Source organism: Saccharopolyspora sp. CA-218241 (assembly GCF_050954615.1).
In the GTDB taxonomy this organism is placed as follows: domain Bacteria; phylum Actinomycetota; class Actinomycetes; order Mycobacteriales; family Pseudonocardiaceae; genus Saccharopolyspora; species Saccharopolyspora cebuensis.
Genome location: NZ_CP191860.1, coordinates 1438334 through 1461135, shown reverse-complemented (window position 1 = coordinate 1461135; position 22802 = coordinate 1438334). Strand labels below are relative to the sequence as shown.

Here is a 22802-nt window from a genome sequence, read left to right as displayed (position 1 = left end):
TCGCGCCCGCCCGTCGCGGGCGCTCACCGGGAGGACGAGGTGGCCGTGCCGGACGTGACAGGTCAGCTCGGATCCACCACGCGGGCGAGGAAGTACAGCGCACCGCTGCCCTGGTGCCGCACCAGGAACAGGAACGGCCGGTCGACCACCACCGGGATCGGGTCGGGTTCGGACACCACGGCGGTGAGCCGCATCATCGCCGCCGTCGCGGCGGCGCCCTCCAGCCCGCTCTCGTCGATCCGCAGCACCGCTTGGTGGATCATCGTGGAGATCCGCAGCGGGGCGTCGGTCAGCGGGGAGAAGTCGGCGGCCGGGGTGAACAGCGCGCGCACCCCGAGGGCGCCCAGCGGGCGCCGCAGCTCCGCCTCGCCGGTGGCCTCGAAGCGGGGCAGCGACAGCTCCACCCGCTGCGGCTCGACGGCGTCGAGCAGGGCGCCGAGCGCGGCGCCGTCCAGCCCCGCCTCGGCCCCGGCCAGCTCACCGTCGGGCAGCAGCACCAACGCCTCCACCCCGCCCGTCGCGGGCAGCGACACGACCTGCCAGCCGTCCCGGGCGGCGTAGCCGGTGCGGCGGGTGAACCGCATGGTCGGCACCTCCCGGTCGCCGCCCGGGGCGTGGAAGGTCCGCTCGGCGGTGGCCGCGCGGTCGAAGGCCTCGCGCCAGGAGGTCTTCAGGTACAGGGCGTTGACCAGCGCCGCGACCGTCTCGGAGTCCACCGCGTCGGGCGGCAGCAGCTCCGGGATCAGGCCGCGGGTGGTCTCGGCGACGTCGTCGTTGATCTGCTCGCGGGCCTTCTCCGGTTCGGCGCGGAACGGCGCGTTGCGCAGGGCGCTGCCCGGCCAGTCCGCCAGCGCGCGCAGGTAGGACTCCTGGACCGGGAGCTCCTCGTGCGCGTAGAGGGTGTTGGTCACCGCCAGCACCGGCTCTTCGGCCCCGGCGGCGGACTCCAGCTCGGCGGCGCGGGCCAGCCGGTCGACGACGGCGGGCAGCTCGCCGCGCAGCGCCGCGACCAGCTCCGCGCGGGTGTCCCCGGCCGACGCCGCGGCGGCCAGGCCGAGGGCGCTGGCCACGGAGTACGGCGACCAGCAGAACGGTTGGTCGGCGGCGGGGGCCAGGCGGTGGTGCAGGGACGCGCTGAAGGCGAGGTGGTCGCTCACGGGCCGCTCCAGGTGATCGCTCGGGCTGCCGCCGAGTCTGCCAGCTCCGGCGCCGCTGCGGGGCCCGGCGCCGACGCCTCACGAAGCGCTCAGCGCAGCGTCTCCTCGATGTCGGACAGGCCCATCAGGCGCAGTTCCTGGATGATGTAGCGGGCGGCGCGCTCGGCGGCGGGGTCCTGCCAGTTCAGCGCACCGATCCAGCCCGCGAGGTCGTCGGAGTTGACGTAGGGCTCACCGCCGACGACGAGCTTCTGGATGTAGTGCCGGTGGGACATCGGGTTCTCCTAGCGGTGCGGAAGGCTCGGGGCCGCGCCGCGACGGGGGCGAAGACGGGGGTGGTGAACACCCCGTTAATACTCTGCGTGACAGTGTGGCGGAAATTCGCAGATCGACTCCGCACTTTCGGGTATACCTCACACCGAGTCAACTCCGACCCGCACATGCGTCCGGTGCCACCGCCACGCCTGCGCATCGGTCAGCGACGCCACCTGGTCGAGCACCACGCGCAGCTTCCCGGCGTCGTCGGCGGCCCGCTCCCAGGCCCCGGCCAGCGCCGGGTCCAAGCACTCCGGCGCCCGCCCGAGCAACGCCGCCACGAGCTCCACCAGCACCGCGCGCTGCCGCTCCTGCAACCGCAACCGCTGCGGATCGCTCATCACGTAGCGCAGCGCCACGGCCTTGAGCACCGCCACCTCCGCGGCCATGCCCGGCAGCACCACCAGGTCCGCGGCGTAGCGGGTGTGCGGCCCGGGACCGGACCGACCGGTGGTGCCGGTCACCGCCGCCGCCACGTAGCGGCCGACGAGTTCGCTGGTCAGCCGCTTCAGCGCCACTTGGGACCGGAAGGTGCCGTCGTAGTCCAGCACGGCGGCCACCGCGGGCAGCTCCACCAGCTCGACCGCGGCCCGGTCCAGCCGGTCCACCGCGTCGCCGTCCCCGCTGAAGAAGTGCTTGGCCGCCATCCGGACGATCTCGTCCCGCTCGGCGGCGCTGGTCAGCGCCCGCAGCGAGATCCGCCCCGCCAGCACGCCGTCCTCCACGTCGTGCACCGAGTAGGCGACGTCGTCGGACCAGTCCATGATCTGCGCCTCCAGGCACCGCCTGCCCTCCGGCGCGCCCTCCCGCATCCACTCGAACACCGCCAGGTCGTCGGCGTAGACGCCGTACTTGGGCTCGCCAGGGCGCTTGGGCCACGGGTACTTGGTGGCCGCGTCCAGACCCGCCCGGGTGAGGTTCAGGCCGCGCCCCACGTCGGCGGGATCGGCCAGCTTCGGCTCCAGCCGGGTGAGGATGCGCAGCGTCTGCGCGTTGCCCTCGAACCCGCCGCACGCGTGCGCCAGCTCGTCGAGCGCGTCCTCGCCGTTGTGCCCGAACGGCGGGTGGCCGATGTCGTGGGCCAGCCCGGCGGTGTCCACCAGGTCCGGATCCGCACCGAGCGCGGTGGCGATCCCCCGGCCGATCTGGGCGACCTCGAGCGAGTGGGTGAGCCGGGTGCGCGGCACGTCGCCCTCCTCGGGGCCGACCACCTGCGTCTTGCCCGCCAGCCTGCGCAGCGCCGCCGAGTGCAGCACCCGCGCCCGGTCCCGGGCGAACGCCGACCGCTCGTCGGCGTGCGCCGCACCGGGCACGGCCAGCTTGGGCGCCTCCGGCAGCGATCGCGCGAGGTCGTGGTCGCGGTAGCCGGTGGGCGGTGCGCTGCTGCTCATCGGTGCCAGCCTACGGGGGTCCGCCGCCGCGCAGCGCATTCAGCCGAGGCTGTCGCCATCCACCTCGGCGCTGGCGTGGGTGAGCCGGTAGTACAGCAGCGCGCCCGTCTCCCGCACGATGTAGTGCAGCTGGGTCGCCCTGGTCTGCACCATCGGGCCGGACCGGGTGGGCGAGGCCCAGGTCTCCAGGCCCAAGTCGTTGGCCATCGTCTTGGCCCGCAGCGAGTGCCACGGGTCGCTGACGATCAGCGCCGAGTCCCAGCCCCGCCCCTCGGCGAGCTCGGCCACCGCCGAGACGCTGCCCAGCGTGTCGCTGCCCACGTCGACGTCGGTGATGCGGTCGCGCGGGACGTCGTGCTCGGCCAGCCACTTCTTGCCCGCCCCGGCCTCGGTGTAGGCGTCCCCGGGCTGGCTGCCGCCCACCGTGACCAGGTGTTCGACCATCCCCTGCCGGTACAGCTCCAGGGCGTGGTCCAGCCGCGCCTCCAGCACCTCCGAGGGCGTGCCGTGGTACTGCGCCGCACCGAGCACCACCGCGATGTCGACCGGCCGCCGCTCGTCGAAGCGGGCGACCTGCCACACCCGGAACGCGGTGCCGCCGATCACGAGCACCACCATCACCAAGGCGCCGACCAGCGTCCGGCGCAGCACCCGCGCGCCGCGCGAGGTGGGCCGAGCGGTTCGATGCGGAGTCACCACGCCATCGTGGCAGACCTCGCCACGACAGAAGCTCCAGGGCCGCAGGGGGACCACTTCGGTTCCGCCCACCGAAGGTCCCAGCCCTCACCTCACGAGAGCACCCGAAGAGGCCCCACCCGGCGAGAGCCGCTTCCGCCGAACGCACGCGCCACCGGCAACCGCCGTCAGGCAAGCGGCGGGAGCCGCTTTCGCACTACCCCACCCTCGCAACTTGCACCGCCGCGGGTTCTCAGCGGCCTTCTCGCGAGGACGCCCTGACGCTGTGTACGTGTTTGGTACATGAGGAAGGGCGCCCGGAGCGAGAAGGCCGCTGAGGTTCCGCCACCCGCACCGCCGCGCAAGGCGGGTCCGGAAAGATCAGCAACCGGGCAGGCGGGCTGCCAGGTACTCCTCCAGCTTGTCCATCGCGACTCGCTCCTGGGTCATGGTGTCGCGCTCGCGCACGGTCACCGCGTGGTCGGACAGCGAGTCGAAGTCGACCGTGACGCAGAACGGGGTGCCGACCTCGTCCTGGCGGCGGTAGCGGCGGCCGATCGCCCCGGCGTCGTCGAAGTCGACGTTCCAGTTCCGGCGCAGCGCGGCGGAGAGGTCGCGGGCCTTGGGCGAGAGCTCGGCGTTGCGCGACAGCGGCAGCACCGCCGCCTTCACCGGCGCGAGCCTGCGGTCGAGCTTGAGCACGGTGCGCTTGTCCACCCCGCCCTTGGCGTTGGGCGCCTCGTCCTCGGTGTAGGCGTCGATCAGGAACGCCATCATGGGCCGCCCGACCCCGGCCGCCGGCTCGATGACGTAGGGCCGGTAGCGGGAGTTGCTGGCCTGGTCGAAGTACGACAGGTCCACGCCCGAGTGGTTCGAGTGGGTGCCGAGGTCGAAGTCGGTGCGGTTGGCGATGCCCTCCAGCTCGCCCCACTCCTGGCCGCCGAAGCGGAAGCGGTACTCGACGTCGACGGTCCGCTTGGAGTAGTGCGACAGCTTCTCCTGCGGGTGCTCGTACTCGCGCAGGTTGTCGGGGTTGATGCCGAGCTCGACGTACCAGTTCAGGCGCTGGTCGATCCAGTACTGGTGCCACTGCTCGTCCTCGCCGGGCTCGACGAAGAACTCCATCTCCATCTGCTCGAACTCGCGGGTCCGGAAGATGAAGTTGCCGGGCGTGATCTCGTTGCGGAACGACTTGCCGATCTGGCCGATGCCGAACGGCGGCTTCTTGCGCGCCGTGGTCATCACGTTGGCGAAGTTGACGAAGATGCCCTGCGCGGTCTCGGGGCGCAGGTAGTGCATCCCCTCCTCGCTCTCCACCGGACCGAGGAAGGTCTTGAGCATCATGTTGAACTCGCGCGGCTCGGTGTACTGCCCGCGGTTGCCGCAGTTCGGGCAGGGCACCTCGGAGAGGTCGCCCTCGTCGGCCTGCTTGCCGGTGCGCTCGGTGAACTCCTCGGCGAGCTGGTCGGCGCGGAAGCGGTGGTGGCAGCTCTGGCATTCCACCAGCGGGTCGTGGAACGCGGTGACGTGCCCGGAGGCCTCCCAGACCTGGCGGGGCAGGATGACCGAGGAGTCCAGGCCGACGACGTCGTCGCGGCCCTGCACCACGGACTTCCACCACTGGCGCTTGATGTTGTCCTTCAGCTCCACGCCGAGCGGACCGTAGTCCCACGCCGACCGGGTACCGCCGTAGATCTCGCCGGAGGGGTAGACGAAACCACGGCGCTTGCAGAGATTGACGATCGTCTCGATCTGATCGGCGGGCACGGTCACTCCGGAATCTTCGCTGGTCTGCGCCGAACTGGCTGGTCGGCTGGAGTTTCCCAGCGTACCGATGCCCGCCTGGCCGATGGCGCGCCCCCACCGGGTCGCGACGCCGAGGTGCGACGACGGAACGGGCGCTACCCGTAGGATGTGGGGGGAAGGCGCCCGACGCACCCATCACGTCCGCCGGAAAGGACACCATGCCCGCCGTCAGCCCGGACTCCGCAGCCGGGAACGCGAGTCCGCTGGTCACCGCCGGTGAGCACGTGCACGCCCCGGAGCGGGAGGCACGCCCGGCGCCGCAGCGGGACCAGCAGACGCTCGTCGAGGCCGGTGAGCTGCTGCGCGCGCTGGCCGCCCCGGTGCGGATCGCGCTGGTGCTCCAGCTGCGCACCTCGGAGCGCTGCGTGCACGAGCTGGTCGACGCGCTCGGCGTCGCGCAACCGCTGATCAGCCAGCACCTGCGGGTGCTGAAGTCGGCCGGCGTGGTCTACGGCGAGCGGCACGGGCGCGAGGTCGTGTACCGCCTCGTCGACGAGCACCTCGCGCACATCGTGGTGGACGCCGTGGCGCACGCGGAGGAGAGCGCGGGCCACCGGTCCCGGCCCGCGGCGGACCGACCGAGCGGACAGGAGACGGAGACAGCGTGACCACCGGCGAGCGGCCCGGCGTCGTACCGGGATTGCGGGCCACCAAGCAGCGGGCGGCGGTGTCCAAGCTGCTCAACGAGGTCGAGGACTTCCGGTCCGCCCAAGAGCTGCACGAGGAGCTGCGCCGCAAGGGCGAGGGCATCGGCCTGACCACCGTCTACCGCACGTTGCAGACGCTGGCCGACGCCGGTGAGATCGACGTGCTGCGCACCGGCAACGGCGAGGCCGTCTACCGCCGCTGCTCCACCCATCACCACCACCACCTGGTGTGCAGGCATTGCGGTCGCACCGTCGAGGTCGCCGACCCACCGGTGGAGAACTGGGCCGAGCGGATCGGCCAGGAGCACGGCTTCACCGACGTCAGCCACACCGTCGAGATCACCGGCACCTGCCGCGACTGCCAGGGCTGAGCGCTCACCGCTCGTAGGGCTCGGCGGGCACCGGGATCGGCCGCACCGCGCCGACCCGCACCGTCGGCACGTAACCGCTGCCCTCGGTGGCCGAGCCCGGGCGCAGCCGACCGGTGACCTCGATCCAGGTGTCCGAGGGCAGCTCCGCCGCGCGCGCCGCCACGGGACCGGCCAGCTCGACCGCGACCGGCGCCGCGTCCGCCGCGCAGCACCGGATGCGCATCCGGGCGAGCTGCACCGGACCGTCCTCCGGGTGCACCACGAACCCCCGCAACCGCACGTCCCGCCCCGCCAGCGCGCGGCTGTCGTCCCAGACCGCGCGGGTGACGAACTCCGACAGGCTCAGCACCGGTGCCCCCGGCGGCAGCGGCGGGAACAGCGAGGTCTCCTCGGGCGGGCTGGACCGCTCCCCGGCGCGCAGCACCGAATCGGAGCCGAGCGCGGGCGGCGCGACCAGGAAGATGGCCAGCACCGGCAGCAGCAGCATCCACGGACTGCGGCTGCCGTGCTCGTGGCCCGGTCCGGTGGCGGCGCCCCCTGCGCGGACGTCGCGCACGATGGCCACCGCGGCCAGCACCACCATCACCGCGCCCGCCCCGACCAGCCACGGGAACAGCTCCGCCTTGACGTAGCGCAGGTACGAACCGCCGAAGGCGATCTTGAGCAGCGCCCCGCCGAACAGCAGCAGCAGCACGTTCTGCGTTTCCCGGCGCATCAGCGACCTCCCACCAGCACCGCACCGACGAGCACCGCGCAGCCGATCGCGACGGCGAACGTCGCGGGCGCGAAGCGCAGCGCGAACCGCCTGCCGAAGGTGCCGGACTGCAACGCGAACAGCTTCAGGTCCACCGCCGGACCCACGACCAGGAAGACCAGTTGCGGCAGCAGCGGCAAGCCCGGCATCGCGGCCACCACGAAAGCGTCGGCCTCGCTGCACAACGCCAGCACCACCGCCAGCACCGCCATCACCAGCACGCCCAGCACCAGTTGACCGCCCAGGGTCTCCAGCCAGGACGCCGGGACGAGCACGTTGAACACCGCCGAGGTCACCCCGCCGAGCACCAGGAAGCCGCCCGCCTCGACCAGGTCGTGCCGGGCCGACTCGGCGAAGACCACCCAGCGGTTCCCGGCCGCGCGGGTCGCTTCGACCCGCCGCAGCGCCCGCTCGGCCAGCCATTCGGCGCGGCCGAAGCGCGCCCACAGCCAGCCCATCGCGCAGGCGGTGAGCAGCGAGCCCAGGAATCGGGCGAGCACCATCACCGGCTCCGCCGGGAACGCGACCGCCGTCGAGACCAGCACGATCGGGTTCACCGCCGGGGCGGCGAGCAGGAACGCCAGGGCCGCGGCCGGGGCCACCCCCTGCTGCATCAGCCGCCGCGCCACCGGCACCGACGCGCACTCGCAGCCCGGCAGCGCCACCCCGGCGATCCCGGCGACCGGGACCGCCGCCGAGGAGCGGGCGGGCAGCAGGCGGCGCACCGCCGTGGGCGGCACGAACGCCGCGATCAGGCCGCTGATCAGCACCCCGAGCACCAGGAACGGCATCGCCTGCACGCACACCGCGACGAAGATCGTCGAGCCGGTGCGCAGGGCGGGCACGTCCAGCGCGGCGACCAGCGGCTGCTGGAACGCGGCGGCGAGCACGAGCAGCCCGCACAGCACCTCCAGCGAGGTGACGCCGCGGCGCGGCGGGCGGGCGCGGGCGCTGGCGCGCGGCACGGTCTCGGTCACCCGGACATCGTGCCAGTTCGAACTGATAATCGTTCGCAGTACCGCCGCTTCACCTGTTCGGTACCTGAGTGAGGGGCACCTTCATCCGACCAAGCCGGATGAAGGTGCCCCTCACTCAGAACCGGGTGGTTACTCGCCGCCGGTGCCGTTGTCGACGAGCAGCTCGGTGCGGAGCTGGGAGGCGGTGGCCACCACCAGCATCAGCAGCGTGCCCAGCGGAGCGGGGTCCATGCCCTCGGCCGGGAACGCGTAGCGCAGCGTGATGTCCATGCCGTTCTCCGTGCGCACCACGCCGAGCGTGCCGAACAGACCCTGACCCGCGCGTTCGGCGACCGACTGGGCGAGCTCGTCGCTCACCGGCAGGTCCCAGGCGACCACGCAGGTCAGGCTCAGCACGGTGAGCCCCTCGGCGAGCTGCATCGCCTGGACCGCGCACGGCACGTCGGAGTGCCGGAAGGTCAGCGCGCCGTCGTCGTCGACGTGCACTTCGTGGTAGGACTCCAGAGCTTCCTTGGCGGCGGTCAGCAACCGCGCGGTGGTGGCGGCCTCCAGCGTCATGAGGTGCCCTCCTGGGCGTCGGGGGTGTCGTCGTCGGTGGCGCTGCGGTCGACCGCACCGCCGAACCGCCGGTCCCGGCGGGCGTACTCCAGGCACGCCTGCCACAGGTGCCGCCGATCCACGTCGGGGAACAAGGTGTCCTGGAACACGAACTCCGAGTACGCGCTCTGCCAGAGCATGAAGTTCGAGGTGCGGAACTCCCCGGACGGGCGGATGAACAGGTCCACGTCCGGCATCTCGGGTTGGTAGAGGTGACGTGCCACGGTGCGTTCGTCCACCCGTTCCGGATTGATCTTCCCTGCCGCGGCGAGCCGGGCGATCTCCCGCGCGGCGTCGCCGATCTCCGCACGTCCACCGTAGTTCACGCACATGGTCAGATTCAGCACCTCGTTGCCCTTGGTGCGTTCCTCCGCGCTGCGCAGTTCGTTGACCACGCTGCGCCACAGCTTCGGCCGGCGGCCCGCCCAGCGGACCCGCACGCCCATCGCGTCCAGCTCGTCGACGCGGCGGCGGATCACGTCTCGGTTGAAGCCCATGAGGAACTTCACCTCGTCCGGGCTGCGCTTCCAGTTCTCCGTGGAGAACGCGTACAGCGACAGCCACTTGACGCCGATCTCGATGGCGCCTCGGGCCAGTTCGAGCACCACCGCCTCACCGCGCTTGTGGCCCTCCACCCGGGGCAGGCCGCGCTGGTTCGCCCAGCGCCCGTTGCCGTCCATCACGACGGCGACGTGCCCGGGGACGAACTCGGCGGGCACCGCCGGTGGCACCGCCCCCTCCGCGTGCGGTGCAGGAGGCTGCACGCTCGGGTCTTCCCGGTCCCGCCCGCGACGTCGCAACATAGGTGAACTCCCCTTCGGCCCTTCCGCCTGGACCGGGCCATTGTGCCGCCCCGCCGAGGTTCACCCGTCCAGAGGTACCGCCCCGGCGCCCTCAACCCTCGCCGACGCGCTCGCCCGGCAGTTCCGCCCGCTCCCGGATCAGCTCGGGCACCGCGCGTTCCACCAGCGGCAGCGAGCGGAGCTGCCGTTCCATGTACCACTGCAGGTGCGCGGCGACCAGCCCGCTGGCCTCCCGCCGGACCGGGTTCGCCGCCGCCTCGGCCGCGTCCCAATCGCCGTGCAGCAGCGCGTCCATCAGCGGCATCGTCGAGGCCGACGGGCGCACCGAGCCGGCTGGGCGGCAGCTCCCGCACACCGCTCCCCCCGCCTGCACGTTGAACGCGCCGTGCGGGCCCGCCGCGCCGCACCGGGCGCACTCGCCCAGCGCGGGGGACCACCCGGCGAACGACATCGCCCGCAGCAGGAACGCGTCCAGCACCAGCGAGGCGTCCCGGTCCCGCCCGGCCAGCGCCCGCAGCGCCCCGGTGGCCAGCAGGTACAGCCGCAGCACCGGCTCGCCCTCCTCGGCGGCCAGCCGGTCGACGGTCTCCAGCACCGCGCACGCCGCGGTGTAGCGCCGGTAGTCGTCCACGATGTGCGCGCCGAACGCGTCCAGGGTCTGCACCTGCGTGATCACGTCCAGGGTCCGCCCGGTGTGGAGCTGCACGTCCACGTGGCAGAACGGCTCGACCCGCGCGCCGAACCGCGAGGTCGTCCGGCGCACCCCCTTGGCCACGGCGCGCACCTTGCCCCCGCGCCGGGTCAGCAGCGTGATGATCCGGTCGGCCTCGCCCAGCTTCTGCACCCGCAGCACGACGGCGGTGTCCCGGTAGAGGCTCACCCACCCATCATCCCACCCGGGCCGGACCCCTCAGGCGCGCAGGGACGAGAACGGCTCGAACGGCAGGTTGCGGGCCACCGACCAGACGGCGATCAACACCAGGGCGACGTGCGGGGACCAACGCCACTGCTCCCACGTGCGGACTTGCCTGCCGCGCCAGCGACCCCACGCCCAGCCACCCCACGTCCACAGGAAGAAGGGGACGAACAGCACGGCGGCCGCGTTGTAGTGCACGGCGGCCGGAAGATCGCCGTGCAGCAGGCTGTAGATCATCCGGGCCGCCCCGCACCCGGGGCAGTCGATGCCGAAGAGGAGCTTGAGCGGGCACGGCGGCAGCGGGAAACCCGCCTCCGAGGTGGGATCGGCGGCAACGACGACGGTGGCGATCGCGATCGCCACCACCACGCTCGCGGCGGGCGGCAGCATGGCCTTCAACCGCGTGGCGGTCACGGCTGCCCGGAGGTGATGGCGCCGCCGACGAGCCCGGCGAGGAACACGAAGTAGACCACCATGAGCACCAGGTACAGGCCCCACAGGCAGGCCCCGACGATGATGCCGATCTTGCCCCACTTCTTCGCCTCGGAAGCGGCGGCCTGCGCCTCGCCGAAACGCCCCTGCGCCCAGAGGGTGGTCACTTGCGTGGCCTTGATCAGCGACGGGATCCCGAAGGGCCAGCAGACCAGCAAGCCACCGATCGCCCACCCGAGGTTGTTGTTCGGCGGCACCGGCCACCCGCCCCAGGCCTGCGGCGGGAGGTACCCGCCCGGCGGCGGTGCCGGGACCTGCGCTGGACCGACCGGCCCCTCAGGCACCGGCGACGAACCCTCGGCGGAACGGTCATCGGTGGGATCGCTCATGGTCCCTCCCAGGGCGAAGGGTGCACGCGGCCCGCCCCGGCGAGGGCGGACCGCGAACCTCAGTACGTCGAGCCGGACACGGCCGTGGCGAATCCGATGATGATCAGGACGACGTAGAGCAGGATCAGCAACCCGTAGCCGGCGGCACCGACGATGATACCGATCTTGCCCCACTTCTTGGCCTCGTCGGCGGCTTCCTGCGACTGCTGGAACTGGCCTTGCGCCCACAGGTTCTGCACCGAGGTCGCCTTGATCAGCGACGGGATGGCGAACGGCCAGCACAGGAAGATGGAGCCGATGCCCCACCCGATGTTGTTGTTCGGCGGAACGCCGTAGTTGGGCATTCCGTAGGGCTGGCCGTACGGCGGTTGGCCGTAGGGCTGCTGGCCATAAGGCTGCTGGCCGTAGGGCTGCTGCGGGATCGGGCCCGATTGCGGGTAGCCACCCGGCTGCTGGCCGTAGGGCTGCTCGGGTTGAGGCCCCGATGGCGGGCCGTAGGGGTTGGTCACGGTGCTTCCTTCGACGTGGGAGCGGGCTCGGCCGCTGCGCGACTGCCGCGCTGCAACGTACCCGTGATGGGCGCCGGTTTTCGCCGGTTCCGGCGATCCCGGTGGGGGAGTTGTGATCAAAAACCCAGGCGGCGGAGCTGGCGCGGGTCCTGCTGCCAGTCCTTGGCGACCTTGACGTGGAGGTCGAGGTAGATCTTGCTGCCGAGCAGCTTCTGGATGTGCTGCCGGGAACGGCTGCCGACGTCGCGGAGGCGCTCGCCGCCACGTCCGATCACGATCGCCTTCTGGCTCTGCCGCTCGACGTAGATCACCGCGTGCACGTCGATCAGGTCGTCGCGGTCCTCGCGCGGGATCATCTCCTCGATCGACACCGCCAGCGAGTGCGGCAGCTCGTCGCGGACCCCTTCGAGCGCGGCCTCGCGGATCAGCTCGGCGATGAGGGTGGACTCGGGCTCGTCGGTGAGCTCGCCGTCCGGGTAGAGCTGCGGGCCCTCGGGGAGCTGGCGGACCAGCACGTCGGACAGCTCGTCGGTCTGGAACGAGTCCACCGCCGAGACCGGCACCAGGTCGGCGAACTCCAGCACCTGCTGGAGGTCGAGGAGCTGCTCGGCGACCCGCTCCTTGCCCACCAGGTCGGCCTTGGTGACGATGCCGACCACGGGCGTGCGGCGGGCGACCTTGGCGAGCTGCTCGGCGATGTAGCGGTCCCCGGGGCCGATCTTCTGGTCGGCGGGCACGCAGAACCCGACGACGTCCACTTCGGACCAGGTCTCGTAGACGAGGTCGTTGAGCCGGCGGCCGAGCAGCGTCCGCGGCCGGTGCAGTCCGGGGGTGTCGACGATGATCAGCTGCGCGTCCGGGCGGTGCACGATCCCGCGGATCGCGTGCCGGGTGGTCTGGGGCTTGCTGGAGGTGATCGCCACCTTCGACCCGACCAAGGCGTTGGTCAGCGTCGACTTGCCCGCGTTGGGCCTGCCGACGAAGCAGGCGAACCCGGAGCGGTGGACATCTGCGGAGCTGGTCACCACCCCATTGTGACGGTCCCGCTCACCTCCGGGCGCACCACCCGTCCGCGTGATGGGTGAGGGGCACCCTTGACCAAGATAGGGGCGCTCTCGGAAAGATCTGCTCGGCGGTGCCGGTGGCGGAACCTCAGCGGTGCCGGCTGCGTGCCTCACCGCATGCGGCTCCGCCGCAATCCGAAAGGACCACATACTTTGGGCAAGGGTGCCCCTCGCTCACGTGTCGAACGGGTGAGCGGGTGGCCGTCAGTGGGTGTGCTGGATCTCGCCCCCGGCGTCGGCGCGGAAGATCGGGGCGCCGCTGCCGAGGTCGCGCACGGCCGCCGCGGACCCGGCGTCCACGTCGGCGGCGTCGGTGACCACGGCCGCCGCTTCGAGCCCCTCGGCGCCGCTGGCCACCGCCGCGGCCACCGCGGCCTGCAACGCCGACAGCGACAGCGAGGGCAGCGCGACGGTGCACGCCGCGTAGGTGCGCCCGTCGGTGTCGCGCACCGCGGCGCCCTCGGCCGCACCGGTGCGGGCGCGCGCCGACCGCGCCAGGGTGAGGATCTTGACGTCCTCGGGATCGAGCTCAACCACGGGCGTTGCTTCCTTCCTTCTCCGCGACGCGCAGCGGCGACGCGTGCTCCAGCTCGGCGGTCCGGCGCACCAGCAGCGCCGTGATCCGGATCCGCCCCCGGTGGTCCTTGCCGCCCTCGGCGCGCAGCCGCAGCCCGGCGATCTCGGCCTCCGCGCCCGGCAGCGGAACCCGCCCGAGCCGCTGGGCCAGCAACCCGGCCACGGTCTCCACGTCGGAGCCGTCCAGTTCCACGTCGAACAGCTCGGCGAGGTCCTGCACCGGCAGCCGCGAGCTGACCCGCACGGTGCCGTCCGGCAGCTCCTCGACCGGGCGGTGCTCCTCCAGGTCGGACTCGTCGGTGATCTCGCCGACGATCTCCTCGATGATGTCCTCGATGGTCAGCACGCCCGCCGTGCCGCCGTACTCGTCGACCGCGATGGCCAGGTGGCTGCGGGAGAGCTGCATCTCGCGGAGCAGCTCGTCGACCCGCTTGGTATCCGGCACGAAGGTCGCCGGCCGCATCAGCTCGGCGACGTCGGGACCGGGCATCGGACCGGCCAGCACCGCGCGGGCCAGCTCCTTGAGGGTCACCACGCCGACGATGTCGTCCACGCTCTCGCCGATCACCGGCACCCGGGAGAACCCGGAGCGCAGGCACAGCGCCAGCGCCTGCCGGGCGGACTTGGTCTGCTCGATCCAGATGACCTCGGTGCGCGGCACCATCACCTCGCGGGCCAACGTGTCGCCCAGCTCGAACACCGAGTGGATCATCTCCCGCTCCCCGGCGGCGACCACGCCGCGCTCACCGGCCAGGTCGACCAGCTCGCGCAGCTCGACCTCGGAGGAGAACGGGCCTTCGCGGAAACCGCGGCCCGGGGTGATCATGTTGCCGATCAGGATCAGCAGCCGGGTCAGCGGGTTGAGCACCCGCGCGAGCGCTCGCACCGGGGCCGCGACCGTTCCGCCGATGGCGTAGGGGTGCTGCCTGCCGAGGGTGCGGGGGCCGACGCCCACCAGGACGTAGGAGGCCACCAGCATCACCACCCCGGCCACCAGCACCGCCCACGCGTCGCTGTCGGCGACCCGCACCGCGACCAGCGTGACGAGCACGGTGGCACCCATCTCGCAGGCCAGCCGCAGCAGCAGGAGCAGGTTGACGTGCCGGGGTCGGTCGGCCAGCACCAGGGCGAGGTTCGAGGCACCGGACCGGCCCTCCCGGACCAATTCCTCGACGCGCGCCCGGGAGGCCGCGGCGATCGCCGACTCCGAGGCGGCGAACACCCCGGCGGCCAGCACCAGCAGCACCGCCCAGATGAGCAACGGGACGGAATCGAGCCACTCCACCGCCGTCAGCCCCTCAGCTCGCGCCGGTCGACCCGCCGCGCGGGTCCGGCTCGTCGAGCCCGACCGCGCCGAGCAGCTGGTCGTCGGCGCTGCGCTGCGCCGCCAACCGGTCGGCCTCGGTCCGGGCGGTCCGGTAGTCGGCCAGGATGCGGTCCTGCAGGCCGAACATCTCCTTCTTCTCCTCCGGCTCGGCGTGGTCGTAGCCGAGCAGGTGGAGCACGCCGTGCACGGTGAGCAACCACAGCTCGTCGAGCAGCGAGTGCCCCGCCTTGGCGGCCTGGTCCTTGGCGAACGCCGGGCAGAGCACGATGTCGCCCAGCAGCGCGGGTCCGGCCCCGGCGGCGTCGGGGCGGCGCGCCGAGTCGTACTCGTCCATCGGGAAGGCCATCACGTCCGTGGGCCCGGGCAGGTCCATCCACCGCACGTGCAGGTCGGCCATCACCTCCAGCTCGACGAGCACGATGGACAGCTCGGCGAGCTGGCTGACGCTCATCCGGTCGAGCGCGAAGCGGGCGACGGAGACGATGGACGTCTCGTCGACCCCGACGCCGGATTCGTTGGCGATCTCGATGGTCATGCGCTTCCCTGCCGATGCCCGTTGCGCTGCTGTCCCGCGTCCTGCTCCGCCTGCCACCGGTCGTAGGCGTTGACGATGTCGGTGACCAGCCGGTGCCGCACGACGTCGTGGCTGTCGAGCTGGGAGAAGTGCACGTCCTCGACGTCGTCGAGGATGCCCTGCACCACCTTCAGCCCGCTCACCTGTCCGCCGGGCAGGTCGATCTGGGTGACGTCGCCGGTGACCACGATCTTGGAGCCGAAGCCCAACCGGGTCAGGAACATCTTCATCTGCTGCGGCGTGGTGTTCTGCGCCTCGTCGAGGATGATGAAGGCGTCGTTGAGCGTCCGGCCGCGCATGTAGGCCAGCGGGGCGATCTCGATGGTGCCCGCCCCCATCAGCCGCGGCACCGACTCCGGGTCGACCATGTCGTGCAGCGCGTCGTAGAGCGGGCGCAGGTACGGGTCGATCTTCTCGTTCAGCGTGCCGGGCAGGAAGCCCAGCCGCTCCCCCGCCTCCACCGCCGGGCGGGTCAGGATGATCCGGTTGACCTGCTTGGCCTGCAGCGCCTGCACGGCCTTGGCCATCGCCAGGTAGGTCTTGCCGGTGCCCGCCGGGCCGATCCCGAAGACCACCGTGTGGTCGTCGATGGCGTCGACGTAGCGCTTCTGGTTCAGCGTCTTGGGGCGGATGGTGCGGCCCCGCCGCGACACGATGTCCAGCGTCAGGACGTCCGCCGGGGATTCGTTGTGATCGGCGGAGAGCATCGCCACGCTGCGCCGGACGATGTCCGGGTTCAGCTTGTTGCCCTTGCTCACCAGGGCGATCAGCTCGGCGAACACCCGTTCGGCGAACGCCACCTCGGCGGGTTCCCCGGACAGCGAGACCTCGTTGCTCCGGACATGGACGTCGGCGTCGAGCAGATCCTCCACGGCTCGGAGGTTCTTGTCCCGCGACCCGAGCAACGTCATCACGACGTCCTCGGGGACCGTCACCTTCGAACGTGCGGTCGCGGTCTCGGCCTGCTCTCCGGACTGGGCTGCGGCTCCACCCGCTGCGATTCCGGCCACGTGTGTTCGGGCCTGCTTTCTGCGCGTGAGCGCGGGTCGTGCGGTCAGTTCTGCCTACCACCGATGGTAGAGCACGCGTCGAGGCGGTTGCGGCCACGACGAGGCGCGGCCGATGCGCGGGACGTCACAGCTCAGCCGCCCGCGAGCGCGCCGAGCTGCTCGCCGCCGAGCAGGTGCAGGTGCACGTGGAAGATGGTCTGCCCCGCGTCGGCGCCGGTGTTGAACAGCATCCGGTACCCGGACTCGGCGATGCCCTCGGCCTCGGCGATCTCGCGCGCGGTGCCGATCAGCTCGGCGAGCAGCGCGGGGTCGGCGGCGGCCAGCTCCCCCGCGTCGCGGTAGCGGGTCTTCGGGATGACCAGCACGTGCGTGGGGGCCTGGGGGTTGATGTCGCGGATGGCGAGCACCCGGTCGTTCTCCCGGACGATGTCCGCGGGCACCTCGCGGTCGATGATCTTGAGGAACAGGTCGTCGCTCATGCCGCGAGGTTATCGCCTCCGGGGCGCGGTGATCGTCCGCACGTGCCACCGGATCGGAAGTGCTGCGCCGCAACCAGGTCTGGGGGCTGTCCGATTGCGGCGCAGCTCTCACCGGACCGAGGGGGGAGGTGTCCGGCGAGCACTCGGGAGCGGTGCCCGTGCGCTACCCGGTCCCGAGGTGGCCGCGGCGGCGTGGCCGCGACCCCTTCACCACGAAGCGTATCGCCGGTACACGTTCGGGCGCCATCGATCACGCGAAAGTTTTTGATCTTAGGGAGCCTTCCAGAATGCGGCGGAGCCGCATGCGGTGAGGCACGCAACTTGCACCGCCGCGGGTTCTCAGCGGCCTTCTCGCGAGGACAGCCGTGACGCCGTGTACGTCGTTGGTACATCAGGAACGGCTCCCGGAGCGAGGAGGCCGCTGAGGTTCCGCCACCCGCACCGCCACGCAGGCCATCGGCGAAAGCGGTCCTCAGTCGCCTTGCGTGACGTTCCACCGGTCGGTGAGGACGCCGAGCGCCCCGAGGGCGACCGCCCCCGCCGTCGACGCCCGCAGCACCGACGGGCCCAGCCGCACCGGCCGGGCGCCCGCCTCGGTCAGCACCGCCAGCTCCTCGGCACCGATGCCGCCCTCCGGGCCGACCACCACCAGCAGCTCCCCGGACGCGGGCAGCGGCGCCCCGGCCAGCGGGGTCGCAGCGGACTCGTGCAGCACCACCGCGCCGTCGGCGCCGCGGACCACCTCAGCGAGCCGCTTCGTGCTCACCGGCTCGTCCACCTGCGGGGTCCACGCCCGCCGCGCCTGCTTGGCCGCCTGCGCCGCGGTGCTGCGCCAGCGGTTCAGCGCCTTGGCGCCGCGCGGTCCGTCGTCCCACTTGGCGATGCTGCGCGCGGCCCGCCACGGCAGCACCGCGTCCACGCCCGCCTCGGTGGCCAGCTCGACCGCCAGCTCACCGCGCTCGCCCTTGACCAGCGCCTGCACCAGCCGGACCCGCAGCCGGGGCTGCTCGACGTGCGCGACGTCGAGCACCGCCAGCCGCAACGAGTCCTTGGCCGCCTCGACGACCTCGCAGCGGGCCAGGCCACCGGCGCCGTCGGAGAGCAGCAGCAGCTCCCCGGGGCGCAACCGCCGGACCGCGGCCGCGTGCTTGCCCTCCGGGCCGTCCAGCACGAACGGGCCGGTTCCGGGCAGCCGTTCGACCGCGAAGACCGGCAGCGAGGTGTCCGGCACGGCTCAGCGCTGGCCGAAGGAGCGGAAGCGGGAGAACAGCCCGCTGCGGTGACCGTTGCCGTTGGCCGTCACCGTCGGCTCCGGCTGCTCCTCGCCGCGCGCCGCCGCGAGCTGGCGCAGCAGCTCCGCCTGCTGGTCGTCCAGCCGGGTCGGCACCACCACGTCCAGGTGCACGTGCAGGTCGCCGTGGCCGCTGACCTTGCCGTTGGACCGCAGCTTCGGCAGGCCCTGCCCGGTGAGCACGTGCTCGGCGCCCGGCTGGGTGCCCGGCTCGACGCGGAGCTCCTCGCTCACCCCGCCCAGCGTCTCCAGGGTGAGCGTGGTGCCCAGCGCGGCGGCGGTCATCGGCACCTCGACGGTGCAGTGCAGGTCCGCGCCGTCGCGGGTGAACCGCTCGTGCGGCAGCTCCTCGACCTCGACGAACAGGTCGCCCGCCGGACCACCGCCGGGTCCGACCTCGCCCTCGCCCGCGAGCCGCACCCGCATCCCGTCGCCGACCCCGGCGGGGATCTTGACGGTGATGGTGCGCCGCGCCCGGACCCGGCCGTCCCCGCTGCACTGCTGGCACGGGTCGGTGATGACCTCGCCGAAGCCGCGGCAGACCGGGCAGGGGCGCGAGGTCATGACCTGGCCGAGGAACGACCGCTGCACCGACTGGACCTCACCGCGACCGCCGCAGGTGTCGCAGGTCGACGGGGCGCTGCCCGCGCGGGAGCCGCCGCCGTCGCAGGCGTCGCACAGCACTGCCGTGTCGACGGTGATGTCCCGGTTCACGCCGGTCGCGCACTCCTCCAGGGTCAGCTCCAGGCGCAGCAGGGCGTCGGAACCGGGCTGCACGCGACTGCGCGGCCCGCGGCCGCCACCGGGGCCACCGCCGCCGAAGAAGGCGTCCATGATGTCGCCCAGGCCGCCGAACCCGGCGAACGGATCCCCGCCCGCGCCGCCGCCGGCACCGCCGCCGGAGGACATCGGGTCGCCGCCGAGGTCGACGATCTGCCGCTTCTTCGGGTCGGAGAGGACCTCGTAGGCGGTCGTCACTTCCTGGAACCTCGCCTGCGCGTCCGCATCGGGGTTGACGTCCGGGTGCAGCTCCCTCGCCATCTTCCGGTAGGCGCGCTTGAGCTGCTCGGGCGTTGCGTCCTTGGCCACCCCGAGGGTCGCGTAGTAGTCCGTGGCCACCTTCTCCGTACTTCCTCTGCTCGTTCGAGTGCACCCGGTCGCGGTCAGCGACCGTCCAGGATCTCACCTACGTATGCGGCGACGGCGCGCACCGCCGCCATCGTGCCCGGATAGTCCATCCGGGTGGGGCCGACGACACCGAGACCGCCCAGCACCATGCCATCCGAACCGTATCCGGTGGACACCACCGAGGTCGTCTGCATCTCCTCGGCTTCGTTCTCCACCCCGATGCGCACGGTGACGGTCCGGGCGTCGCGGGCCGCGGCCAGCAGCTTGAGCACCACGACCTGCTCCTCCAGCGCCTCCATCACCTGCCGCAACGAGTGCGGGAAGTCGGTGAAGTTGGCGGTGAGGTTGGGCGTGCCGCCGAGCACCATGCGCTCCTCCGGGTGCTCGACCAGCGACTCGATGAGCACGCTGGACACCCGGACCAGCGCCGAGCGCAGGTCGGCCGGGGCCTGCTCGGGCAGGTCCGCCACCGCGGCCGAGGCCTCGGCCAGCCGCTTCTCCGCCATCGCGCTGTTGAGCACGGTGCGCAGGCGGGCCACGTCATCGTCGGTGATCACGTCGCCGAGGTCGACCATCCGCTGGTCCACCCGGCCGGTGTTGGTGATCAGCACCAGCATCAACCGGGCCGGGGTGATGGTGACGACCTCGACGTGCCGCACCGTCGACCGGGTCAGCGTCGGGTACTGCACCACCGCGACCTGCCGGGTGAGCTGGGCCAGCAGCCGGACGCTGCGCCGCATCACGTCGTCGAGGTCGACCGCGCCTTCCAGGAAGTTCTGGATGGCGCGGCGCTCGGCGGAGGTCAGCGGCTTGATCTCGTGCAGCCGGTCCACGAACATCCGGTAGCCCTTGTCGGTGGGCACCCGTCCGGCGCTGGTGTGCGGCTGGACGATGAAGCCGTCCTCCTCCAGCGCCGCCATGTCGTTGCGCACCGTGGCGCTGGAGACACCGAGGTTGTGCCGGTCGACGAGGGCCTTGGAACCGACGGGTTCCTGGGTCGACACGTAGTCCGCGACGATCGCGCGCAGCACTTCGAAGCGGCGTTCATCCGCGTTCACCGTGCCACCTCCTGTTCGTCCGGCCGACCGATCACCCACGCCCCCGGACCGCGCGGGCCGGGAGCCGGCGGGCGGACCACCTCGGCGCCACCTCCGAGTTTACGGTGTCGCACCGGCACATCATCGCTACCAGCGCAAACCGACGTCCGCGCGGACCGGGACCGACGGCTCCGCCGACGCGCCGGGCGCGGGACATCCCACCGAGCATAAGGGCCATTGGTCCACCCGTTCGAGCGCCGATCCACCGCGGAGCGCATCCGGACGACGACGGACGGTCATCCGGACGAAACGGGTGTGATCTACGCCACACGCTATCGATTGGGACGCGGATGATCACCCCCGCTGGGTTCAATGATCAGGCCCGGCGAGCTGCTCGGGCGCCCCCCGAGAAGGAGAACGCAGTGTCGTACCCCATGCCCGCCGCCCCGCCCCAGAAGAACGCCCTGGCGCTCACCTCGATGATCCTCGGCATCATCGCCGTCGCGCTCAGCTTCGTCCCGTTCATCGGGATGGTGTCCTGGGTGCTCGGGCCGCTCGCGGTGATCTTCGGCATCATCGGCATCCGGAAGCAGATCGGCAAGGGGCAGGCGCTCGCGGGCCTCATCACCGGCGGGATCGCGATCGTCGTGTGCATCGTGTGGACGGTCATGACCGTCGTCACCGTGCAGCAGGTCGACCAGGACCTCCAGCAGTACAGCAGCTGCCTCGAGAACGCCCAGACCCCCGAGGAGGCCGCGGCCTGCTGACCCGGACCAGGTGAGGGGCGCCTTCATCCGGCACAGTCGGATGAAGGCGCCCCTCACTCATGACTCGTCCGGGTGAGGCTGCGTCCCGTGGCTCACCCGGACGGGCGGTACCCTGCCGCGGGTACGACCGGCGGGCACCGGCCGCGGTCGCCCGCCACCGGTGCGCTCGCCGCCGAACGACCGCGCGGCGCCCGCGCCGCCCGAGGGGTGCACCGTGATCTTCAAGGACGTCCGCGACGGACGCCCGTATCCCGAACCCCGGCTCTCCACCCGGGACTGGTCCCGCATCCCGCCCCGCCAGGTGCGGCTGGAAGACCTGGTGACCACGACCAAGGTGCTCCGCCTGGATCGGTTGCTCAGCCCCGACTCGACCTTCTTCGGCGACCTCTTCCCGCACGTGGTGCGCTGGCGCGGCGAGCTGTTCCTGGAGGACGGCCTGCACCGCGCGTTGCGGGCGGCGCTGCACCAGCGCACCGCGCTGCACGTGCGGGTGCTCGAACTCGGCTGACCGCCGTTCCGCGCGCTGCTCAGCCGACCAGCCGGGCGATCACCCCGTCGGCCAGCAGCCGGCCCCGGTCGGTGAGCACGCAGCGCCCGCGGTTCAGGTCGGCGCCGCGCAGCAGCCCGTCGTCGACGGCCTGCTTGGCGGCCAGCACCCCGGCCTCGTCCAGCACGTCGGTGCGCAGCCCGGTGGCCAGCCGCAGTTCCAGCATGACCCGCTCGACGCGACGGTCCTCCTCGGTGAGCACCTCGCGGCCCACCGCCGGGGACCGCCCCGCCGCGAGCCGCTCGGCGTAGCGGGCCGGGTGCTTGACGTTCCACCACCGCACGCCGCCGACGTGGCTGTGCGCGCCCGGCCCGGCGCCCCACCAGTCACCGCCGCTCCAGTAGCCGATGTTGTGCCGGCACGCCGCGTCCGGACCCGCGGCCCAGTTGGAGACCTCGTACCAGTCCAGGCCCGCACCGGCCAGCGCCGCGTCGATCATCTCGTAGCGGTCGGCGAGCACGTCCTCGTCGGGCATCGGCAGCTCGCCCCGCCGGACCTTGCGCGCCATCGCGGTGCCGTCCTCGACGATCAGCGAGTAGGCCGAGACGTGGTCCACCCCGGCGTCGAGCACCGACTCCAGCGAGGCCCGCAGGTCGTCGTCGGACTCCCCCGGCGTGCCGTAGATCAGGTCCAGGTTGACGTGCTCGAACCCGGCGGCGCGGGCCTCCCGCGCGGCGGCGACCGCGCGCCCCGGCGTGTGCGCGCGCTCCAGCACCCGCAGCACGTGCGCGGCGGCCGACTGCATCCCCAGCGAGATCCGCGTGTAGCCGGCCGAACGCAGCCCGGCGAAGAACTCCGGCGAGGTCGACTCGGGGTTGGACTCGGTGGTGATCTCCGCCCCGGCGGTGAGCCCCACGGTGTCGCGCACCGCGGTCAGCACCTCCCCGAGGCGTTCGGCGCCGAGCAGCGACGGGGTGCCGCCGCCGACGAACACCGTCTCCGCGGCCGGCGGCGCCGCGCCACCGGCCGACAGCACCCGCGCGCCCAGCTCCAGCTCCCGCCGCAGCCCGTCCAGCCAGCTCCCGAAACCCGCCGAGGAGCCGAGCTCGTCGGCGGTGTAGGTGTTGAAGTCGCAGTAGCCGCAGCGGGTGGCGCAGAAGGGCACGTGGACGTAGACCCCGAAGGGCCGGGATCCGAGTCCGGTCAGCGCTCCGGCGGGCAGCGCGCCGTCGTCCGGGACGGGCTCGCCGGTCGGTGGTTGAGCAGGCACATCACCACTGTCCCACCATGCGGATGGTGGTGGACCGCCCGGTGGCCGCGTGG

General features: G+C 72.4%; 27 protein-coding genes. 4 read left to right on the top strand and 23 right to left on the bottom strand.

Features of this window, described 5'->3' with window-relative positions; all coding sequences use genetic code 11:
• Nucleotides 1-62: 62 nt before the first annotated feature.
• The 5 genes from ACQP0T_RS07185 to ACQP0T_RS07165 all read right to left on the bottom strand — a co-directional run bounded on the left by ACQP0T_RS07185 (nucleotide 63) and on the right by ACQP0T_RS07165 (nucleotide 5305).
• Entirely contained in the window at nucleotides 63-1157 is a 1095-nt protein-coding gene (locus ACQP0T_RS07185) for a serpin family protein (RefSeq protein ID WP_433871866.1), read from the bottom strand.
• Between the two features lie 89 nt (nucleotides 1158-1246).
• The gene (locus ACQP0T_RS07180) at nucleotides 1247-1432 is read right to left on the bottom strand and encodes a hypothetical protein (protein WP_345364820.1); all 186 of its coding nucleotides are present in this window, start codon (nucleotides 1430-1432) and stop codon (nucleotides 1247-1249) included.
• A 138-nt stretch (nucleotides 1433-1570) separates the two neighbouring features.
• On the bottom strand, nucleotides 1571-2863 hold the full coding sequence (locus tag ACQP0T_RS07175) for a deoxyguanosinetriphosphate triphosphohydrolase (RefSeq protein WP_433871865.1): 1293 nt from the start codon (nucleotides 2861-2863) through the stop codon (nucleotides 1571-1573).
• 39 nt (nucleotides 2864-2902) lie between these two features.
• Complete coding sequence (locus ACQP0T_RS07170; RefSeq protein ID WP_433871864.1) at nucleotides 2903-3562, bottom strand: YdcF family protein; 660 nt, start codon at nucleotides 3560-3562, stop codon at nucleotides 2903-2905.
• Nucleotides 3563-3919: 357 nt separating this feature from the next.
• The gene (locus tag ACQP0T_RS07165) at nucleotides 3920-5305 is read right to left on the bottom strand and encodes a glycine--tRNA ligase (protein WP_433871863.1); all 1386 of its coding nucleotides are present in this window, start codon (nucleotides 5303-5305) and stop codon (nucleotides 3920-3922) included.
• 197 nt (nucleotides 5306-5502) lie between these two features.
• Here ACQP0T_RS07165 and ACQP0T_RS07160 point away from each other — a divergent pair, with 197 nt between their 5' ends.
• Both ACQP0T_RS07160 and ACQP0T_RS07155 read left to right on the top strand, forming a co-directional pair.
• A complete protein-coding gene (locus tag ACQP0T_RS07160; RefSeq protein WP_433871862.1) occupies nucleotides 5503-5952 on the top strand; it encodes an ArsR/SmtB family transcription factor in 450 nt (149 codons plus the stop codon).
• Nucleotides 5949-6362: a Fur family transcriptional regulator gene (locus tag ACQP0T_RS07155; RefSeq protein WP_433871861.1), complete on the top strand. Its 414-nt coding sequence runs from the start codon at nucleotides 5949-5951 to the stop codon at nucleotides 6360-6362. Before ACQP0T_RS07160 ends, ACQP0T_RS07155 begins: the two co-directional genes overlap by 4 nt.
• 4 nt (nucleotides 6363-6366) lie before the next feature.
• Here the strand turns inward: ACQP0T_RS07155 and ACQP0T_RS07150 are convergent, their stop codons facing one another.
• From ACQP0T_RS07150 to hrcA, 17 genes are all read right to left on the bottom strand, one after another.
• A complete protein-coding gene (locus tag ACQP0T_RS07150; RefSeq protein WP_433871860.1) occupies nucleotides 6367-7077 on the bottom strand; it encodes a TIGR03943 family putative permease subunit in 711 nt (236 codons plus the stop codon).
• Nucleotides 7077-8093, bottom strand: a complete 1017-nt coding sequence (locus ACQP0T_RS07145) for a permease (RefSeq protein WP_433871859.1) — start codon at nucleotides 8091-8093, stop codon at nucleotides 7077-7079. The genes ACQP0T_RS07150 and ACQP0T_RS07145 overlap by 1 nt, the downstream gene beginning before the upstream one ends.
• Before the next feature lie 129 nt (nucleotides 8094-8222).
• Nucleotides 8223-8651, bottom strand: coding sequence for a YbjN domain-containing protein (locus ACQP0T_RS07140; protein WP_433871858.1), 429 nt, complete (start codon nucleotides 8649-8651; stop codon nucleotides 8223-8225).
• Entirely contained in the window at nucleotides 8648-9493 is an 846-nt protein-coding gene (locus ACQP0T_RS07135; protein WP_433871857.1) for an isoprenyl transferase, read from the bottom strand. Before ACQP0T_RS07135 ends, ACQP0T_RS07140 begins: the two co-directional genes overlap by 4 nt.
• Nucleotides 9494-9584: 91 nt before the next feature.
• Nucleotides 9585-10373, bottom strand: coding sequence for a DNA repair protein RecO (gene recO, locus ACQP0T_RS07130; RefSeq protein WP_345364802.1), 789 nt, complete (start codon nucleotides 10371-10373; stop codon nucleotides 9585-9587).
• Nucleotides 10374-10403: 30 nt separating this feature from the next.
• The gene (locus ACQP0T_RS07125; protein ID WP_433871856.1) at nucleotides 10404-10823 is read right to left on the bottom strand and encodes a DUF2752 domain-containing protein; all 420 of its coding nucleotides are present in this window, start codon (nucleotides 10821-10823) and stop codon (nucleotides 10404-10406) included.
• Entirely contained in the window at nucleotides 10820-11230 is a 411-nt protein-coding gene (locus tag ACQP0T_RS07120; RefSeq protein ID WP_433871855.1) for a CD225/dispanin family protein, read from the bottom strand. Before ACQP0T_RS07120 ends, ACQP0T_RS07125 begins: the two co-directional genes overlap by 4 nt.
• 59 nt (nucleotides 11231-11289) lie before the next feature.
• A complete protein-coding gene (locus ACQP0T_RS07115) occupies nucleotides 11290-11739 on the bottom strand; it encodes a CD225/dispanin family protein (RefSeq protein ID WP_433871854.1) in 450 nt (149 codons plus the stop codon).
• A gap of 116 nt (nucleotides 11740-11855) precedes the next feature.
• On the bottom strand, nucleotides 11856-12764 hold the full coding sequence (era, locus tag ACQP0T_RS07110; RefSeq protein ID WP_345364794.1) for a GTPase Era: 909 nt from the start codon (nucleotides 12762-12764) through the stop codon (nucleotides 11856-11858).
• Between the two features lie 243 nt (nucleotides 12765-13007).
• On the bottom strand, nucleotides 13008-13340 hold the full coding sequence (locus ACQP0T_RS07105; protein ID WP_433871853.1) for a cytidine deaminase: 333 nt from the start codon (nucleotides 13338-13340) through the stop codon (nucleotides 13008-13010).
• The gene (locus tag ACQP0T_RS07100; RefSeq protein ID WP_433871852.1) at nucleotides 13333-14664 is read right to left on the bottom strand and encodes a hemolysin family protein; all 1332 of its coding nucleotides are present in this window, start codon (nucleotides 14662-14664) and stop codon (nucleotides 13333-13335) included. Before ACQP0T_RS07100 ends, ACQP0T_RS07105 begins: the two co-directional genes overlap by 8 nt.
• A gap of 13 nt (nucleotides 14665-14677) precedes the next feature.
• Nucleotides 14678-15241, bottom strand: coding sequence for an rRNA maturation RNase YbeY (gene ybeY, locus ACQP0T_RS07095; protein WP_345364788.1), 564 nt, complete (start codon nucleotides 15239-15241; stop codon nucleotides 14678-14680).
• Nucleotides 15238-16290 (bottom strand): PhoH family protein, encoded by a 1053-nt coding sequence (locus ACQP0T_RS07090; protein WP_433871851.1) that lies wholly within the window; start codon nucleotides 16288-16290, stop codon nucleotides 15238-15240. The genes ybeY and ACQP0T_RS07090 overlap by 4 nt, the downstream gene beginning before the upstream one ends.
• 131 nt (nucleotides 16291-16421) lie before the next feature.
• Nucleotides 16422-16769, bottom strand: a complete 348-nt coding sequence (locus ACQP0T_RS07085; protein ID WP_433871850.1) for a histidine triad nucleotide-binding protein — start codon at nucleotides 16767-16769, stop codon at nucleotides 16422-16424.
• Between the two features lie 472 nt (nucleotides 16770-17241).
• Nucleotides 17242-18000, bottom strand: a complete 759-nt coding sequence (locus ACQP0T_RS07080; protein ID WP_433871849.1) for a 16S rRNA (uracil(1498)-N(3))-methyltransferase — start codon at nucleotides 17998-18000, stop codon at nucleotides 17242-17244.
• A gap of 3 nt (nucleotides 18001-18003) precedes the next feature.
• Nucleotides 18004-19179: a molecular chaperone DnaJ gene (gene dnaJ / locus ACQP0T_RS07075; protein WP_433871848.1), complete on the bottom strand. Its 1176-nt coding sequence runs from the start codon at nucleotides 19177-19179 to the stop codon at nucleotides 18004-18006.
• Between the two features lie 44 nt (nucleotides 19180-19223).
• The gene (gene hrcA, locus ACQP0T_RS07070) at nucleotides 19224-20246 is read right to left on the bottom strand and encodes a heat-inducible transcriptional repressor HrcA (RefSeq protein WP_345364779.1); all 1023 of its coding nucleotides are present in this window, start codon (nucleotides 20244-20246) and stop codon (nucleotides 19224-19226) included.
• A gap of 401 nt (nucleotides 20247-20647) precedes the next feature.
• Here hrcA and ACQP0T_RS07065 point away from each other — a divergent pair, with 401 nt between their 5' ends.
• Nucleotides 20648-20992 carry a hypothetical protein gene (locus ACQP0T_RS07065; RefSeq protein ID WP_433871847.1) on the top strand — a complete coding sequence of 115 codons (345 nt, stop codon included), beginning with the start codon at nucleotides 20648-20650 and terminating at the stop codon, nucleotides 20990-20992.
• Between the two features lie 214 nt (nucleotides 20993-21206).
• Nucleotides 21207-21500, top strand: coding sequence for a type II toxin-antitoxin system VapB family antitoxin (locus ACQP0T_RS07060; protein WP_345364775.1), 294 nt, complete (start codon nucleotides 21207-21209; stop codon nucleotides 21498-21500).
• Between the two features lie 19 nt (nucleotides 21501-21519).
• On the opposite strand, the gene hemW is transcribed toward ACQP0T_RS07060, so the two are convergent.
• Nucleotides 21520-22749, bottom strand: a complete 1230-nt coding sequence (gene hemW, locus ACQP0T_RS07055) for a radical SAM family heme chaperone HemW (RefSeq protein ID WP_433871846.1) — start codon at nucleotides 22747-22749, stop codon at nucleotides 21520-21522.
• Between the last annotated feature and the right edge of the window lie 53 nt (nucleotides 22750-22802).

Coding starts and splice junctions, on each gene's coding strand:
- ACQP0T_RS07180 (WP_345364820.1), bottom strand. CDS start 1,432: ATGTCCCACCGGCACTACATCCAGAAGCTCGTCGTCGGCGGTGAGCCC.
- ACQP0T_RS07175 (WP_433871865.1), bottom strand. CDS start 2,863: ATGAGCAGCAGCGCACCGCCCACCGGCTACCGCGACCACGACCTCGCG.
- ACQP0T_RS07160 (WP_433871862.1), top strand. CDS start 5,503: ATGCCCGCCGTCAGCCCGGACTCCGCAGCCGGGAACGCGAGTCCGCTG.
- ACQP0T_RS07150 (WP_433871860.1), bottom strand. CDS start 7,077: ATGCGCCGGGAAACGCAGAACGTGCTGCTGCTGCTGTTCGGCGGGGCG.
- ACQP0T_RS07140 (WP_433871858.1), bottom strand. CDS start 8,651: ATGACGCTGGAGGCCGCCACCACCGCGCGGTTGCTGACCGCCGCCAAG.
- ACQP0T_RS07135 (WP_433871857.1), bottom strand. CDS start 9,493: ATGTTGCGACGTCGCGGGCGGGACCGGGAAGACCCGAGCGTGCAGCCT.
- ACQP0T_RS07120 (WP_433871855.1), bottom strand. CDS start 11,230: ATGAGCGATCCCACCGATGACCGTTCCGCCGAGGGTTCGTCGCCGGTG.
- ybeY (WP_345364788.1), bottom strand. CDS start 15,241: ATGACCATCGAGATCGCCAACGAATCCGGCGTCGGGGTCGACGAGACG.
- ACQP0T_RS07085 (WP_433871850.1), bottom strand. CDS start 16,769: ATGAGCGACGACCTGTTCCTCAAGATCATCGACCGCGAGGTGCCCGCG.